The 15,693-nt window shown below is 33.2% G+C and carries 15 protein-coding genes; 6 read left to right on the forward strand and 9 right to left on the reverse strand.

Annotation, left to right across the window (positions count from 1 at the left end; genetic code table 11):
* The 3 genes from AAGV28_RS07550 to AAGV28_RS07560 form a co-directional block, all read right to left on the reverse strand.
* Positions 1 to 1,380: hypothetical protein (locus tag AAGV28_RS07550; RefSeq protein WP_373406212.1), on the reverse strand; the 1,380-nt coding region annotated here is incomplete at its 3' end.
* A gap of 7 nt (positions 1,381 to 1,387) precedes the next feature.
* The gene (locus AAGV28_RS07555) at positions 1,388 to 2,017 is read right to left on the reverse strand and encodes a hypothetical protein (RefSeq protein WP_373406213.1); all 630 of its coding nucleotides are present in this window, start codon (positions 2,015 to 2,017) and stop codon (positions 1,388 to 1,390) included.
* Positions 2,014 to 2,484 (reverse strand): T9SS type A sorting domain-containing protein, encoded by a 471-nt coding sequence (locus AAGV28_RS07560; protein WP_373406214.1) that lies wholly within the window; start codon positions 2,482 to 2,484, stop codon positions 2,014 to 2,016. Before AAGV28_RS07560 ends, AAGV28_RS07555 begins: the two co-directional genes overlap by 4 nt.
* Before the next feature lie 999 nt (positions 2,485 to 3,483).
* On the opposite strand from AAGV28_RS07560, the gene AAGV28_RS07565 reads away from it, so the two are divergent.
* From AAGV28_RS07565 to AAGV28_RS07590, 6 genes are all read left to right on the forward strand, one after another.
* Positions 3,484 to 3,948: a helix-turn-helix domain-containing protein gene (locus AAGV28_RS07565; protein WP_373406215.1), complete on the forward strand. Its 465-nt coding sequence runs from the start codon at positions 3,484 to 3,486 to the stop codon at positions 3,946 to 3,948.
* A 291-nt stretch (positions 3,949 to 4,239) separates the two neighbouring features.
* Positions 4,240 to 7,758 (forward strand): molybdopterin-dependent oxidoreductase, encoded by a 3,519-nt coding sequence (locus AAGV28_RS07570; protein WP_373406371.1) that lies wholly within the window; start codon positions 4,240 to 4,242, stop codon positions 7,756 to 7,758.
* 75 nt (positions 7,759 to 7,833) lie between these two features.
* Positions 7,834 to 9,276, forward strand: a complete 1,443-nt coding sequence (locus tag AAGV28_RS07575) for a rubredoxin (protein ID WP_373406216.1) — start codon at positions 7,834 to 7,836, stop codon at positions 9,274 to 9,276.
* Between the two features lie 29 nt (positions 9,277 to 9,305).
* A complete protein-coding gene (locus AAGV28_RS07580; RefSeq protein ID WP_373393037.1) occupies positions 9,306 to 9,857 on the forward strand; it encodes an acyl-CoA thioesterase in 552 nt (183 codons plus the stop codon).
* A 198-nt stretch (positions 9,858 to 10,055) separates the two neighbouring features.
* Positions 10,056 to 10,298, forward strand: coding sequence for a DUF6364 family protein (locus tag AAGV28_RS07585; RefSeq protein ID WP_373406217.1), 243 nt, complete (start codon positions 10,056 to 10,058; stop codon positions 10,296 to 10,298).
* Complete coding sequence (locus AAGV28_RS07590) at positions 10,298 to 10,705, forward strand: type II toxin-antitoxin system VapC family toxin (RefSeq protein WP_373406218.1); 408 nt, start codon at positions 10,298 to 10,300, stop codon at positions 10,703 to 10,705. Before AAGV28_RS07585 ends, AAGV28_RS07590 begins: the two co-directional genes overlap by 1 nt.
* Here the strand turns inward: AAGV28_RS07590 and moaA are convergent, their stop codons facing one another.
* The 6 genes from moaA to cobA form a co-directional block, all read right to left on the reverse strand.
* Positions 10,706 to 11,713, reverse strand: coding sequence for a GTP 3',8-cyclase MoaA (moaA, locus tag AAGV28_RS07595; protein ID WP_373406219.1), 1,008 nt, complete (start codon positions 11,711 to 11,713; stop codon positions 10,706 to 10,708).
* The gene (gene moaCB / locus AAGV28_RS07600; RefSeq protein WP_373406220.1) at positions 11,700 to 12,614 is read right to left on the reverse strand and encodes a bifunctional molybdenum cofactor biosynthesis protein MoaC/MoaB; all 915 of its coding nucleotides are present in this window, start codon (positions 12,612 to 12,614) and stop codon (positions 11,700 to 11,702) included. Before moaCB ends, moaA begins: the two co-directional genes overlap by 14 nt.
* 348 nt (positions 12,615 to 12,962) lie before the next feature.
* Positions 12,963 to 13,394: a molybdenum cofactor biosynthesis protein MoaE gene (locus AAGV28_RS07605; protein ID WP_373406221.1), complete on the reverse strand. Its 432-nt coding sequence runs from the start codon at positions 13,392 to 13,394 to the stop codon at positions 12,963 to 12,965.
* Between the two features lie 166 nt (positions 13,395 to 13,560).
* Positions 13,561 to 14,625, reverse strand: a complete 1,065-nt coding sequence (gene moeB, locus AAGV28_RS07610) for a molybdopterin-synthase adenylyltransferase MoeB (RefSeq protein ID WP_373406222.1) — start codon at positions 14,623 to 14,625, stop codon at positions 13,561 to 13,563.
* Positions 14,626 to 14,656: 31 nt separating this feature from the next.
* Positions 14,657 to 14,893 (reverse strand): MoaD/ThiS family protein, encoded by a 237-nt coding sequence (locus AAGV28_RS07615; protein WP_373406223.1) that lies wholly within the window; start codon positions 14,891 to 14,893, stop codon positions 14,657 to 14,659.
* The gene (gene cobA, locus AAGV28_RS07620) at positions 14,893 to 15,693 is read right to left on the reverse strand and encodes a uroporphyrinogen-III C-methyltransferase (RefSeq protein WP_373406224.1); all 801 of its coding nucleotides are present in this window, start codon (positions 15,691 to 15,693) and stop codon (positions 14,893 to 14,895) included. Before cobA ends, AAGV28_RS07615 begins: the two co-directional genes overlap by 1 nt.

Raw genomic sequence — 15,693 nt, forward strand, 5'->3', positions numbered from 1 at the left:
CGATTGCGTTGCAGTCGAAACTGGTTTGTTAGCATCGCTTGTGTTATCAACATTTGGCAAACCTACCATTGTTGCAGTTATTCCATTAACTGTTCCCGTAAAGGTTGGGGAATCAATATTTGCTTTTAAATCTATTGCTGTTGTTGTAGCAAAACTACTCAAATCCTGATCGCCTGTATTTGTTCCTGATTGATTCGAAAGTTTAGTGATTTCCGAAGCGTTAATAAGACGCTCGCCGTCAACCTTATCCACTTTTGTGTCCAATGCGGTTTTTGTAGCTGTAGAAACCGGTTTGTTTGCATCGCTTGTGTTATCAACATCTGGCAAACCTACCATTGTTGCAGTTATTCCATTAACTGTTCCCGTAAAGGTTGGGGAATCAATATTTGCTTTTAATGCCAGAGCAGTTGTAACAGCAGTTACACTAGCATCAACATAAGTTTTTACTGATTTTACACTTGGATATTTAGTATCAGAAGTTCCGTCATTTGTCACATTAGTACTTTTATTGGCTAAATTTTCTTTTAACAAATCAGCATTGGTTCTGTTAGTTACTTCTGTTGCCAAATTTGTTGTTAAAGTAGCATCAGCTGAAGTTCTTGCTGTAGTTTCAGTAGTTAAGTTTGTAGCAATAGTAGTTTCAGCAGCTTTAGCTCTGATAATTTCAGCATCTATAGCATTAGATAAAACCAACTGTTTCCCATCAACATACATTTTTACTGCTTTCACACTCGGGTATTTTACATCTGAATTCCCATCAACTATAACATCAATACTTTTGTTAATTACATTTTCTTTTAAATTTAACGCCGACTGTGTCGCGATGCTTATTGGTTTATTTAAATCAGTTGTATTATCAACATTATTGATTTGTAAATTAGTTCTAGCGTCTACTAGGTTTGTAGCATTAGTCCCTCCGTTTTCAATAGCTACAACTCCAGTAACATTTTCTGCATTAATGGCTGAAAAAGCCAAAGGAACATAACTAAAATCCTGATTGCTTATTTCAATGTAAGTAGCACAATTTCCATCGGCATTTATTCCAACAATCAAACTTTTTTTAGAAATATTCCAAACAATATCTTTAAAAGAAGCGGCATAACCCGCAGTTTGATTTCCCGAACCAATGACAAGATTTACCATCCCAAATCCATCTGTTTTAGTTTGTATGGTTTCCTGGTATTCTACATTTGAAAACTCATCTACAAACTTAAATACCATACAAATATCCTTATTTACCAGAGGACTATTCAAATTATTCACCCCAGGCAACTGTTCTCCTTTAGGGTTTAAAATTATAGCCTGATAAGAGATTCCATTCATCTGAGCAAAAGAATTTGTTGCTACAAACAGTATAAATAATATAACTATTTTTTTCATATCGTAATTAATTGATGTTGAAATGAACTCCTAATTGAAGTTGATTAGTACTAAAAGATATTTTTTCACTTGAAGAATTGGTAATATTGATACTCTGGCAAAAATTATATCCTAAACTTAAAGCTCCAAATGAGGGTATAACATATTTTGCCATTAATCCTATTGATGATTCTAATACAATTCCCGAAAATTCATCTTCCTGAATTAAATCATAATAAATACCGTTGATTTCCTGTTTGCCGTAAATAATAGAAGAAACATTTAAACGAGTTTTAAACAAAAAATCAATTTTATTTTTGGAAGTTGCTGTAAACGAATAAAAATTATACAATAAACCTCCATGCAAACCTAAATATTGAGTATCCCAACGATAAGAATTAGCCGAATTTCCTCCTATAGCATTGTAATCATTCAAAGAGAAACCAAATGAATACAACATATTTTTTTTAGCCAAAGGCTTTACAAAACCCACTTCATAAAAATTGCCTGTTCCGCTTTGAAGGTTAGGACTTGATTGAAGATTGGCATCCTTGTAGTTGTACTTCGTGTAATTTTTACCCGAAGTAAAATAAACTTCCTGAGAAAAAATAGTTGTGGTTGCCAGTAAAAAAGTAATTAGTAAGTAGTTTTTTATCATATTTTAATAATTTTAGTATAATAAGTCATAGTCATTGAACGCAGTTGCACTAAATATTCGGATCGGGGTAACTTTAATAGATTTATTGTCAAAATGGCATTTTCAGACTGCCCTTTTTGTTGATGTACTAATCGACCACTTACATCAAATACATAAATCGAAATTTCATCTTTAATGGGATTTGAAAATTGGAAATGAACTAAATCTGTAAATGGATTCGGATACGTTAAAACTATCATTTCCGTTTTCTCATTAGAAGCAATATGACTGCTCCAAAGACTTTGCTGAAAACCCTGAATTACAACTGCATCCTTATTTGAATTACCAATTGCACTTTGTTGACCAATAGTTTGACTTATAATATAACCATTAGAAAGTTTCTTGGTCGTTCCTTGTGAGGAAAGCATTTGATGATGTAAAATTTGTCCATAAAATGGAAGGGATAAAAACAATAATAAATACTTCATAAAAAATATTTTTTAAGACAATATTAATCATAAATATTACACTTAATCGATTTTTTTATACCATTCACCTGTTTTTAGAACTAAACAGTAACAATTTTTCGGTTTTTAGTAACTGATTTGTTAAAATAATTTAGAAATTGAAAGGTATTGTTTTCAAAAAAATTAGAAAAAATTAACAAACTAATGTAGTTGATCGATATATTTGAAATAAATTTGAATTTTTTCATTTTTTAGCATCCGGAACTAAATAAATTCCATACAAAATTTACTAGCTTAACTCTTAAAAAAAAAAATTAAATGTTATTAAACTCATTAAGTGTTATCACGGGGATTATTGGATTTCTCATCGCTGTTATACTTTTTCTGAATAAAAAATCAAACCCTATAATGAATATTTATATGGTTTTATTAATTTTTATAATCTCCTGCCGCTTTTTTATTTATGGAATAATCAATTTTATTTCTAACCCTGAACTGATAACTATTTACACCAAATATTCTAATTTAACATCGGTCGTAATACCAATATGTTATCTGTATTTTAAAAATTTGAGAGTCAAAAAACAGTTTAATTTAAAGGAATTATTACACTTTCTATTCCCAATTATATATTTTTTAATCACTTTTAAAATTTACAATTATCTTACGCCTACTTTCACAATACGGTTTTCTATTCTTTTAATTTTTCTGACTTTTCTACTTAATTATGTCTTTTTAAGTTACACTCTTCTAAAAAATAATGTTTGGAATAAAAGTTTCGAAAACAAATCAATCAAAAAACAAAACAAAAAAATATACAATTGGACACTATTTCTATTTATAGCATTAATATTAGCCTCAATAAGACTTTCCGTTTCTTTATTTATTGAAATTTTTCAAAATGAGCCAACAAAAGGACTAAGTTTTCAATGGATATCATCTCTAATTTGGATTGCCATTCTGATTAAAATATTAGTTACACCAGAAATTCTTTATGGCTATAATCTTTTAAATGAAAAATTGAAAGAAAATAGAAACTCTAATTTAGTATTTAATGAAATTTGGCAAATACAACCCATTTGTGAAATAAAAAACATACAACACCTTATTTTAAAAGAAAAAATTGATAATAATCTCCAAAATTATTTTGAAGAGATTGAAAAGATAGCATTACATTTTGACGCTTTTAGAAATCCAAAATTAACTCTTACCGATTTAGCAACTAAGCTCAGTATTCCTAAAAGTCATCTTTCTTATTTATTCAAATACCACGCTACCATCTCTTTTTCGGAATTTAAAAAAGTCATCCGAATTCAAGATGCAATTAAACTCATTGAGGAAGGTTATTTAAAAAATAATACGTTGGATTCTCTTTCAAAAAAAATCGGATTTACTTCCTACAATCCTTTTTTTACCAGCTTCAAAGACATAATAGGAATTCCTCCTTTAGAATATATAAACCAAATTAATTCGGTAGCTATTTAAATATTCATACATTTTTTTTAAAACGGCTCTTTCCTTGCTTAAACTTTTGTGTATTTCTATCAGAAAGCAGAAAATACCTTTAGTAGCTGAAATACTCTTTTTGAATTAATATTTATTTTCGAACCAAAAAAAAGATAAAGAGCATTATTTTAGGTTTCTTTTGTCTTTTTATCAAACTTAAAAAAATAATTCAAAAAATACGTATTTATACTTAATTTATACTTATTTTTACATTTCAAAACTCTAGTTCAAGAGTTAAACAGATTACATTATTAAAAAAGACTGAGGATGATGCAAAATTCAGAAATCAAAACTACCTGTTCGTATTGTGGAGTAGGATGCGGAATCATTGTAACCAAAGATGCTACCAACGGAGTTATGGTAAAAGGAGACCAAGACCATCCTGTAAATAGAGGAATGCTTTGTTCTAAAGGGATGAACCTTCACTATGTTGCTAATGACACTTCCGATAGGATTCTGTATCCCGAAATGCGTTGGAGTAAATCACATCCTATGGAACGTGTGAGCTGGGATGATGGTTTAGATCGTGCCGCTGCTGTATTTTCTTCAATAATAAAAAAACACGGTCCTGATAGCGTAGGTTTTTATATTTCTGGCCAATGTTTAACAGAAGAATATTATTTAGTAAATAAACTGGTAAAAGGTTTTCTAAAAACCAATAATATAGACACTAATTCTCGTCTTTGCATGAGTTCAGCAGTAGCTGGCTACAAGAAAACCTTTGGAGAAGACTCTGTTCCCATTGCTTATGACGACATTGAATTAGCCGATACTTTCTTAATCACTGGTGCAAATCCCGCTTGGTGTCACCCTATTCTGTTTAGACGTTTAGAACAACACCGTGAGAAAAATCCAAAAGTAAAGGTAATTGTAATTGATCCCAGAAAAACCGATACTGCCTTAACTGCCGATTTGCATTTGCAAATTCTTCCTGGAAGCGATATTATTTTATACCATGCTATGGCAAAAAGAATTATCGAAAAAGGCTATACCGATAATAATTTCATCAGGAAACATACTGAAAATTTTGAGGCTTACAAAAATTTAGTCTTGTCAACCTCATTAGAAAAAGCCTCTCAATTGTGTGGAATTTCCATCAAAGAAATTGATTTGGCTGTGGATTTAATAGGCAAAGCCGAAGGTTTTCTTTCACTTTGGGCTATGGGATTGAATCAAAGTGCTGTAGGAGTGGATAAAAACACGGCTTTATTGAATATTTCATTACTAACAGGACACGTTGGAAAACCAGGTTCTGGACCTTTTTCTTTAACTGGACAACCGAACGCTATGGGCGGAAGAGAAGTGGGCGGAATGGCGAATTTACTAGCGGTTCACCGTGAATTAGCGAATCCGGAACACCGTCAGGAAGTAGCAGATTTTTGGGGTGTGGATAGTATTTCAGAAAAACCGGGGCTAACCGCAACAGAGATGTTTGAAGCCTTAGCATCTGGAAAAATGAAAGCCATTTGGATTATCTGTACTAATCCAATGGTAAGTTTACCCGATTCTAGACGAGTGGAAAAAGCCTTGAAAAACGCCAAATTTGTTGTGGTTCAGGAAATATCACACCATGCCGATACCGCTAAATTTGCCGATTTACTCCTTCCCGCAGCGGGATGGTTAGAAAAAGATGGTACAATGACTAATTCCGAAAGAAGAATTTCTTATTTACCGAAAGGAATAAATGCTCCTGGTGAAGCGCTAGCCGATATTGAAATCCTAACTCGATTTGCAAAAAAAATGGGGTTCACTGGCTTTAATTTCAACACTGCCGAAGAAGTTTACAAGGAATACTGTCAAATGACAAAAAATACTAATATTGACATTTCATACCTGAATTACAATAGATTAAAATACGAAGGTACTTTTCAATGGCCTGTTCCTGATTATGGACATCCGGGAACGCCAAGACTTTTTACGGATAGAAAGTTTTATACGCCTTCTCAAAAAGCCATTTTTAACCTGCCTGCAACTATTGAAAATACTTCTGAGAAACCTAACGACAAATTTCCTTTTATCCTTACCACAGGTCGTATTAGAGACCAATGGCACACGATGACTAAAACCGGGAAAGTGTCCCGATTGCTATCACACATTCCAAATCCATTGTTAGAAATCAATCCTATTGATGCTTTTAAAACAGGAATAGAAAATGGAGATGTAGTGGTTATTAGCAGTAAAAATGGAGATGTTCGGGTAAAAGCAAATGTTACTGATACGATTAAAGAAGGTGTTGTTTTTTTACCAATGCACTGGGGAAAACAATTAGAAAATGACCTAAACAGAGCCAACAATCTTACCAATACACTTGTTGATCCCATTTCTAAAGAACCTGATTTTAAATACACTGCTGTTGCTGTTAAGAAATATGAAAAACCGTTCCAAAAAATAGCTATTGTAGGTGCTGGAGCTGCTGCTTTTAGATTCATACAAAACTACAGAGAATTGAACACTACCGATGAAATTGTAGTTTTCTCAAACGAAGCCAATCCATTTTACAATCGGGTGCTGTTGCCTGAATATGTTACCAATGAATTGTCTTGGGAAAATTTACTAAAAATTAGAAGTGACGACGGTTTAAGCAAATTAAACATTACGTTGAAATCGTCTATTGGGATTGATAACATCGATGCAGCTAATAAAACAATCAAAGACAGCCGTGGTGAAACCCACACTTTTGACCGATTAATTTTAGCTACAGGAAGTCGTCCTTTTGTTCCTGAAAATGCACAATTACACCTTCCGGGACGTTTTACAATGCGTAGAAAAGAAGATGCTGATAAATTAAAAAACTATTTAGACCAAACTAATTTAGCTCCCGAAGACCAACATGTAGTAATTGTAGGTGGCGGTTTATTAGGTCTCGAATTAGCTGCAGCCTTAAAACATAAAAAAGTAAAAATTACCATTATTCAAAGGGCTTCCCGATTAATGGAACGTCAACTGGATCGTATTTCTTGCAAATTATTAGCCGAAGAAGTTCAGCTTCGTGATATTCAAATTTATTTTGATAATGAAGTCAGTACCGTTTTCGAATCAAATAATGCTAATGAACTGGAAATTGCACTAAAAAGTGGTCGAATATTAACCGCAAACGCCATTGTTTACGCCATTGGAACAATTCCAAACATAGAAATTGCTAAAGAATCCGGAATTGCTTGTGGTCGCGGAGTGAAAGTAAATCAGTATTTACAATCATCCAATCCAGATATTTTTGCCATTGGTGAAATTGCCGAATTCAATGGGAAATTATTCGGAATTACCTCTGCTGCCGAAGAACAAGCCGATGTTTTAGCCCACTTTTTTGCGGGAGACATCAGTAGTTTTTACAAAGGTTCGGTATTAATGAACATTCTAAAATTAGAAGATATTAATCTTTGCAGTATTGGCGAAGTTGAAATTCCTGAAAATGACGATAGTTATGAAGAAATTGTCTTTGCCGATTTGAAAAAACGTTATTACAAAAAATGTATCGTTAAAGACGATTTATTAGTGGGTGCTATTTTAATGGGTGATAAAAACGAATTTGCCGAGTTCAAAACCATGATTGAAAGCAAAATCGAATTGTCTGACAAACGGAACCAACTCTTAAGAGGAAGCAATGCAGCCGCAAAACCGGTTGTGGGTAAACTAGTTTGCTCTTGTAGCCAGGTAGGAATGGGTAATATTGAAGAAGCTATTAAATCCGGAACCACTAATTTCACTGAACTATGCAAATCTACAGGAGCGGGTTTAGGCTGCGGAAGTTGCAAAACCGAAGTGAAAGAAATATTAGCTAAATGCAAATAAGTTTGTTGTTGCTTGTTTATAGTTTATTGTTAAATAACTACAAACATCAAACTACAAACCATAAACTTTAAAGATATGGAAGTAACACGATTAATAGTAAAGGGAGGCGTTATTTCGCCAGGCGAATTACGCAACATTGTCAACATGAGTTTAGCGCAAGGACTAAAAGACATTTCCTTTGGTTCCAGACAAGATATTATTTTTCCAAATGGATTTGAATATTCAGAAACAGAAAATAATGGCAAACTTCATATTGTTTATCCTAATGAACAAAGCGGAAATAATATTGTTTCTTCGTATGTATCAACCGATATTTTTAGAAATACATCTTGGCTAACAGGTAATAAATTCTTATATGTTTTAGAACAATTTAAAGAACAACCAGTTTTAAAAGTCAATATTACCGACCCAAAACAACAATTAGTCCCATTATTTACAGGACATATCAATTTTATTGCTTCAGAACATGAAGATTATTGGTATTTGTATATTCGTTTACCCAATTGGCAACGCATGGAAATCTATCCAGTATTAATTTACAGCTGGGATATTTCCAAAATCTATTACGAAATAGAACGTGTTGTAAGCGAAGAATCCATGGGAATTGATATGATTTTTAATCTAGTTAGCGAAAATTTGGATACTAACAACCGAACGATGGATAAATCCCTGAATGTTCCGTTTTATCCTTTTCCTTATTACGAAGGCATGAATCGTTTGGGAATTGACCAATACTGGCTTGGATTGTATTGGAGAAATAATCTTTACGATTTAGAATTTCTAAAAGAAATGTGTGATTTATGTTTTGATTGCAAAATTGGAAAAATAAGCATCACACCTTGGAAATCCTTCATTATAAAAGGAATTCCGAAAGACCGAAAATTAGACTGGGAAAAATTCCTTGGAAAAAAAGGAATTAATGTCCGTCATTCGCTTTTAGAGTTAAACTGGCATTTACCTGTAGCCACGGATTGGTCTTTGAACTTGAAAACATTTTTAGTTAGAACCTTAGATCAATTCGACATTAGTACTTACGGACTTACTTTTGGTATTTCCAATTACAATCGTGAGGGACATTATTTTACTTCGATTGTCATCGAAAAAAATAAATTGCCAAAAGACCTGGAATCCATCAAAATTAGAGATACTTACAATGTTTTGTATGCCAAACATTTTGACCCAAATACACGAGAATATATCATTCATACGCAAGATATTGATAAACTGGAATTGCCAAGTATTCTAATCGAATTGAGTAAAAAATACTTTAACGAGTTAGGAGATACTATTTTAGTTGAAAACAATTCAGCTACAGCTGCGAAAAAAGAAAAGCAAGAACATGATGTGTACCAATGTTCAGAATGTCTTACCATTTATAACTCAGAATACGGAGATGAAGTGCAAGGAATAAAGAAAGGCGTTTTGTTTAATGATTTACCCGAAGACTATTGCTGTTCTTTATGCGAATCATCAAAATCTAATTTTGTACTTTTAACGGCTGAAAAACAAGATATTTAAAAACCCAAATTATCAATAAAACTACATTTATGAATACCGAATATAAAACCGTCGATTCTTCAAAAATAACAATCTCGGAATTAATGTTGCCTTCGCACACTAATTTTAGTGGAAAAATTCATGGTGGTTATATTTTATCCCTAATGGACCAAATTGCTTTTGCTTGTGGTTCTAAATTTTCAGGAAATTATTGTGTAACAGCTTCAGTAGACACCGTAAATTTCTTGAAACCTATTGAAGTTGGTGAATTAGTTACCATGAAAGCCAGCGTAAATTACGTGGGAAATAGTTCGATGATTATTGGCATTCGGGTAGAAGCCGAAAACATTCAAACAGGAGTAGTGAAGCATTGTAACTCATCCTATTTTACAATGGTTGCCAAAGATAAAACAGGACAAAACGTGTCTGTTCCAGGTTTGATTTTAACCACGCTCAAAGAAGTAAGTCGTTTTCAAAACTGTTTGAGACAAATTGCTTTGAAAAACGAAAAAGAATATCAAAAAACCATAGCTACTTTTGGATCTATCGAAACGATTTTAAAATCAAACAAATATAAAGTCAAAGTAGATTTTGAAAAATAATGTTGGTATAAACTCGACCGCTTTTTAAATCGGTCGAATCTAAAAACGTAAAAAGCACAGTGTAACGCTTTGCTTTTTACGTTTTTAATAAATTGGAATTAAGCTTTTTATAAATTTAAATTGTATAATTTGTTAAAAAATAGGAAACGTTTTTATGTCACGTAATTATTTTATAATTTTACACGTAAACTATTTATTATGAATACGAAATTAACTTTAAATATCGACCAAAACATAATTGAGGAAGCTAAGTCTTATGCAAAAAACAATAGTGTAAGTCTTTCAAAGCTTATTGAAAATTATTTATTATCAATAACCACAAAGGATTCCAAAAAGACAAAAATAAGCCCGCTTGTTGAGAGTCTTACAGGAGTTATCTCTCTTGAAGATACCGATTACAAAAAAGAATATGGCGATTACTTATCTAAAAAATATTCTTAATGGATAAAATACTCGTTGACACCAATATTGTTTTAGACTTACTTTCTAAACGGGAAGCATTTTATCAAGAAGCACAAGAATTATTTACATTATCAGATTATAATAATGTAAAACTCTATGTTTCATCTCTAACTATTGCAAACGTTCATTATTTATTGTCAAGAAATTTAAAATTAGATGAGGCGAGGAAAATTTTAATCAAATTCAAAGTACTAGTTGAAGTTTTACCAATGGATGACAAAATTTTAGAACTCGCATTAGTATCTGATTTCAAAGATTTTGAAGATGCTATTCAATATCATACCGCTTTGGAAAACGAATTGAATTTGATTTTAACTCGCAATAAAAAGGATTTTAAAAAATCAGTACTTCCTGTATTTACTGCTAGGGAATATTTAAAAAAGTAGTTATCCCCCAATCGCAATCATAGAGCGATTGTCTTGATTTAAAACTGGATTATCCACATCTTCTATAGTTGTCATTCCTGCTCTTACTTTCTTTTTATTTTTAATCGCTGAAGCAATAATGCTTTCAATAGCTTCACCGTTTCTGTAAGGAGTCAATACATCGGTTTCTGAGTTTGAAAACAAGCAATTCTTGATTTTCCCATTTGCCGTAAGGCGAATTCTATTGCAGCCATCACAAAACGGATTCGTAATCGAACTAATGATTCCGAAGCTTCCCAAGTAGTTTTTTATCCTGAATTCTCTGGCTGTGAAGTTTTTTTCATCTTCAAGTTTTTCCAAATTGGATTCAGAAAAATGAACAGAAAGTTGGTCTAAAATTTCTGTTTGAGAAACCATTTTGCTCCTGTCCCACTGGTTTCCAGCAAAAGGCATGAATTCGATAAAACGAATTGAAATAGGTAAAAACTCGGTTAGATTAATAAAATCGATAATTTCGTTATCATTAAAACCTTTAATCAAAACCACATTTACTTTTACCTTAAAATCATTATTCAGCAGCAAATGCAAATTATCAATTACTTTTTGAAATTGATTGCGAAGTGTAATGGTATTGAATTTAGATGGAACTAAAGTATCCAAACTCAAATTGATTTTTTTGACATTAAATTGCTTTAAAACGTCAATATGTCGGTCAATTAGAATTCCGTTTGTAGTAATCGAAATTTCGGTTTCTAATTGAGCTAATTTTTCTATAATTTCAGGAAAATCTTTTCGCAACAGCGGTTCTCCTCCTGTTAATCTTATTTTGTCAACTCCATTATTTACAAATGTTTGGGCCATAGCAAAAACCTCATCGGCAGTCATCAACTCTTTTTTAGGAGTCAATGCAATTCCCTCTGCCGGCATGCAATACGTACAACGCAAATTGCATTTCTCTATTAAAGAAATACGTAAATAGTTGTGTTTACGACCAAAATCATCCGTCAATATGGTGTTATTTGGCATCATGATTACTCCCTTTTAGGATGTGAAAAATATGCAAAACATGCGGAAAAACAGCATCCATAGATTCTCTTGCTCCATTAACAGAACCTGGCAAAGCCAAAACTAAGCTATCGCCAATAGTTCCCGCCACAGAACGCGAAAGCATCGCATACGGCATTCTGTCTTGTCCGTAATTGCGAATCGCTTCTTCAATTCCCGGAATTCTATTTTCTAATAATGGTTCTAAAGCTTCTGGTGTAACATCTCTTGGCGAAAGCCCAGTTCCTCCTGTAAAAATCACCAATTGGTTTTCCTGAACGAATTTTTTAGTTCTGTCCTGGATAAAATCAACTTCATCAGGAATAATTTCGTAATGAGCCGTTTCTACACCATACGATTCTAGTTTTTCAACAATAACTTTTCCGGAACGATCTTCTTTATCTCCTGCAAAAATAGAATCGGAACAAACAAAAACAGCCGCTGTTAAAGCATCACGGAATTTATTTTTGTATGACGATTTTCCACCTTTTTTCTCCACTAATTTAATAGTCGAAATTTCGATATTCTTATCAATTGGTTTCAGCATATCATACATCGTTAACGCCACAATAGACGCGCCATGCATAGCTTCGACCTCTACTCCTGTTTTATAAACGGTCTTTACAGTAAAAAGAATATCAATCGTTAAATCCTTAATTTCATAAGCCACCGCCGTATATTCAATCGGCAACGGATGACAATCAGGAATAGATAAATGCGTATTTTTTACAGCAAATAAACCCGCAGTTTTAGCCATTTCAAGCACATTGCCTTTGGGAACCAAATTTTTGGCAATAGCTTCAATCGTTTCCGACAAACTAACTTTTACAGTTGCCATGGCTGTTGCCGAACGTAACGTACTTATTTTATGGGTAATATCGACCATTATTATTATTTATTTTTTTACCACAAATTAGACTAATTGATACAAATTTTGTCCTGTTTTAATTAATCATAATTAGTGAAAATTGGTGTAATTGCTTCGCCTATTCACTATCGCTCGGGCAATGTCATTAAGTTAAGGATTCGTCTGTTCGAGTTGGCTTACAATTTGCGACAGAAAATTGTAAGCCCGTATCGAGAACTCTAGTTTGTATAAAGCTTCTCGATACAATTTTAAATATTAAAGCTATCGCATTATTATTTAAAATTACTCGAAGTGACGACTGAAAAAGCTTAACTTAATAACATTGACCGCTCAGGCCGTGTCTCCCTTTTTTTTAAAGCGAAAATCCTATTTATTTTGCTTCCAAATGAAATCTTCATTCTCAAATATTTCTTTACCAAAGATAGGCACATCAGTCTTAATCCAATTCACAATAGCTTCAGTAGCTTCATAAACCTGTGTTCTATGTCCCGCAGAAACAAAGACAAACAAACAAATTTCGCCTGCTTTAACCACGCTTAAACTGTGGTAAATGTGCATACAAACCAAATCAAATTCGGCGAAAGCCTTTTCTCTAACTGCAGTCAAAGCTTCATTTGCCATTTCTTCATAAGCGGTATATTCTATCGCTTTTACTACATTTTCGGCATGAATATCGGCACGAACCTGACCTAAAAAAATATTGTGTGCCCCAATCGTGTGCTTCCCTTGATGTTTAGCTATTGAATCGGCTATAAATTCCGGAGAAATGGCTCCTTCTATAAAAACTTTTTTGCTCATATTGATATTTTATAAATTGTCCGCTAACAGACTAAACAATGGTACACGGATAACACTGATTTTTACAGATAAAAAACGGATTTTCATTCCTTTTAAAAACAACTCAGTACATTCCTTTTAGCAATTTTCTTTGCGAACTTTGCGAAAAACCTTGTGTCCTTTGCGGTTAAAAAACAGACACTTTTGCCATAACTCCTTCTAATTTTAAAGCACCACCCGCAATACTTTGTACTTTTAAAAATTGATGTTTTTTAAGTATTTCAGCTGCTTTTTTACTTCTAATACCCGATTGGCAATACACCAATATCGTTTTATTGGAATCCAATTGATCTAAATTCTCTTCTAAATCAGCAAGCGGAATTTGGATTGAATTAGTAAAATTTACTTTTGGTAATTCTTCTTTATTTCTAACATCCAGAAAAAGAACACCTGGATTTTCTATTTCTTCCAAAGCTTCTTTCGCTGAAATTTCTAAAACTGTATTTTCAATTGCATTGTATTTTTTTTCGAAATCCAATCGGCTTAAAGAAATACTATTGTTTTTAACCAAATCAAATTTTTGTTGGTCGTTATTGAGCATGTTATAAATCAACAATTCGCCCGAAAGTACCTTGCCAATTCCAAGAACCATTTTCAAAACTTCATTAGCCTGAAACATCCCAATAATTCCCACCGAAATACCCATTACTCCAGCATCAACGCAATTTTTACTATTGGAAGATTCATCTGGAAAAAGACATCGGTATGTAGGTCCGTTTTGATAATTAAATACCGAAACTTGTCCTTGAAATTTATAAATAGAACCGTAAACAAAAGGTTTATGGGTTACAACACAAGCATCGTTAATTAAATATTTGGCATGCAAATTATCGGTTGCATCGACCATAATGTCATACTGTTCGAATAATGCAATGGCATTTTTAGCATTCAAAGTATCCGTAATAGCATTAATTTGGATCGAAGGATTCAAAGACAAAGCCATTTCTCTAGCTTCTAGCGCTTTGGATTTTCCTACCGCATTGCTTTTATAAATTACCTGACGTTGTAAGTTACTGATTTCAATGGAATCATTGTCAATAATTCCTATTTCTCCAATTCCAGCTGCTGCTAAATACGGTAAAATTGCCGCGCCTAAACCACCCGCACCAATAATCAATACCTTAGCTTGAGTTAGTTTTTCCTGGCCTTTTTCGCCAACTTCAGGAAGTATAATTTGTCGATTGTATCGCATAATTGCTACCGAATTAGAAAATTATTGTTTTTTAACCTCCAGCAAAGGGAGGCAACAAAGCAACAACATCATTGCTTATTAACATGTAACTGTTTTTGTCTTGTACCAGTTTTTGATTGACCGCAATACTATAAGAAAGCGAAGCCAAATCGTATTTTTGCTCTAATGCATCCACTAATTCCTGTAGAGATGAATTAGAAAAAGGAATGTTTTCTTCCTGCACTTTTGTTTTCTCGGCTACAGCACCAAAATATTTAAGCCTTAGCATTACTCTGTTACGTTTAGATTTTGAAAAATAAATTCATCATCAGTGTAAGCCGCTTTAGTAAAAACAGCTAGTTCAGAAGCATGCTTAACCACCTCTCCTATTACAATAATGGCTGGCGAAGCCAATTTGTGTTCGGCTACTAATTTACGAATAGAACTTACCGCTCCTATTACTTTTTTCTGCGTGTCTTTGGTTCCGTTTTGAATGATAGCCACTGGTAAATCATCGGTTCTGTTGTTTTGATAAATAGATACAATTTCGTCTAGTTTATTCATTCCCATCAAAATAACCACCGTAGCCGACGATTGTGCCGCCAAACTTACATCCATAGATAATTTATGTGCCGAAGTGGTTCCTGTAATTACCCAAAAACTTTCCGAAATTCCGCGTTGTGTTAAACTGATTCCATTAGAAGCTGGAACTCCTAATGCCGAAGATATTCCAGGAACAATTGCCGTTTGTAAACCATGTTGCTGAGCAAATTCAATTTCTTCACTTCCTCTACCAAAAACAAATGGATCTCCCCCTTTTAATCGCACCACATGACCGTGTTTTTTAGCCATAACCACAATCAATTCGTTTATCTGATCCTGAGTGTAGGCGTGACAACCAAAACGCTTCCCAACAAAAACAATCTCCGTTCCTGCAGCAGCATATTGCAATAAGTCTTCATTTACTAATGCATCATAAAGTATTGCATCAGCATCTCCTAAAGCTTTTATGGCTTTTATGGTAATTAATTCCACATCGCCAGGTCCAGCCCCTACAATTGTCAACTTTGGTGTGTTAGTCTTTTTCAT

The organism is Flavobacterium zubiriense (genome assembly GCF_041729725.1).
GTDB lineage: Bacteria > Bacteroidota > Bacteroidia > Flavobacteriales > Flavobacteriaceae > Flavobacterium > Flavobacterium zubiriense.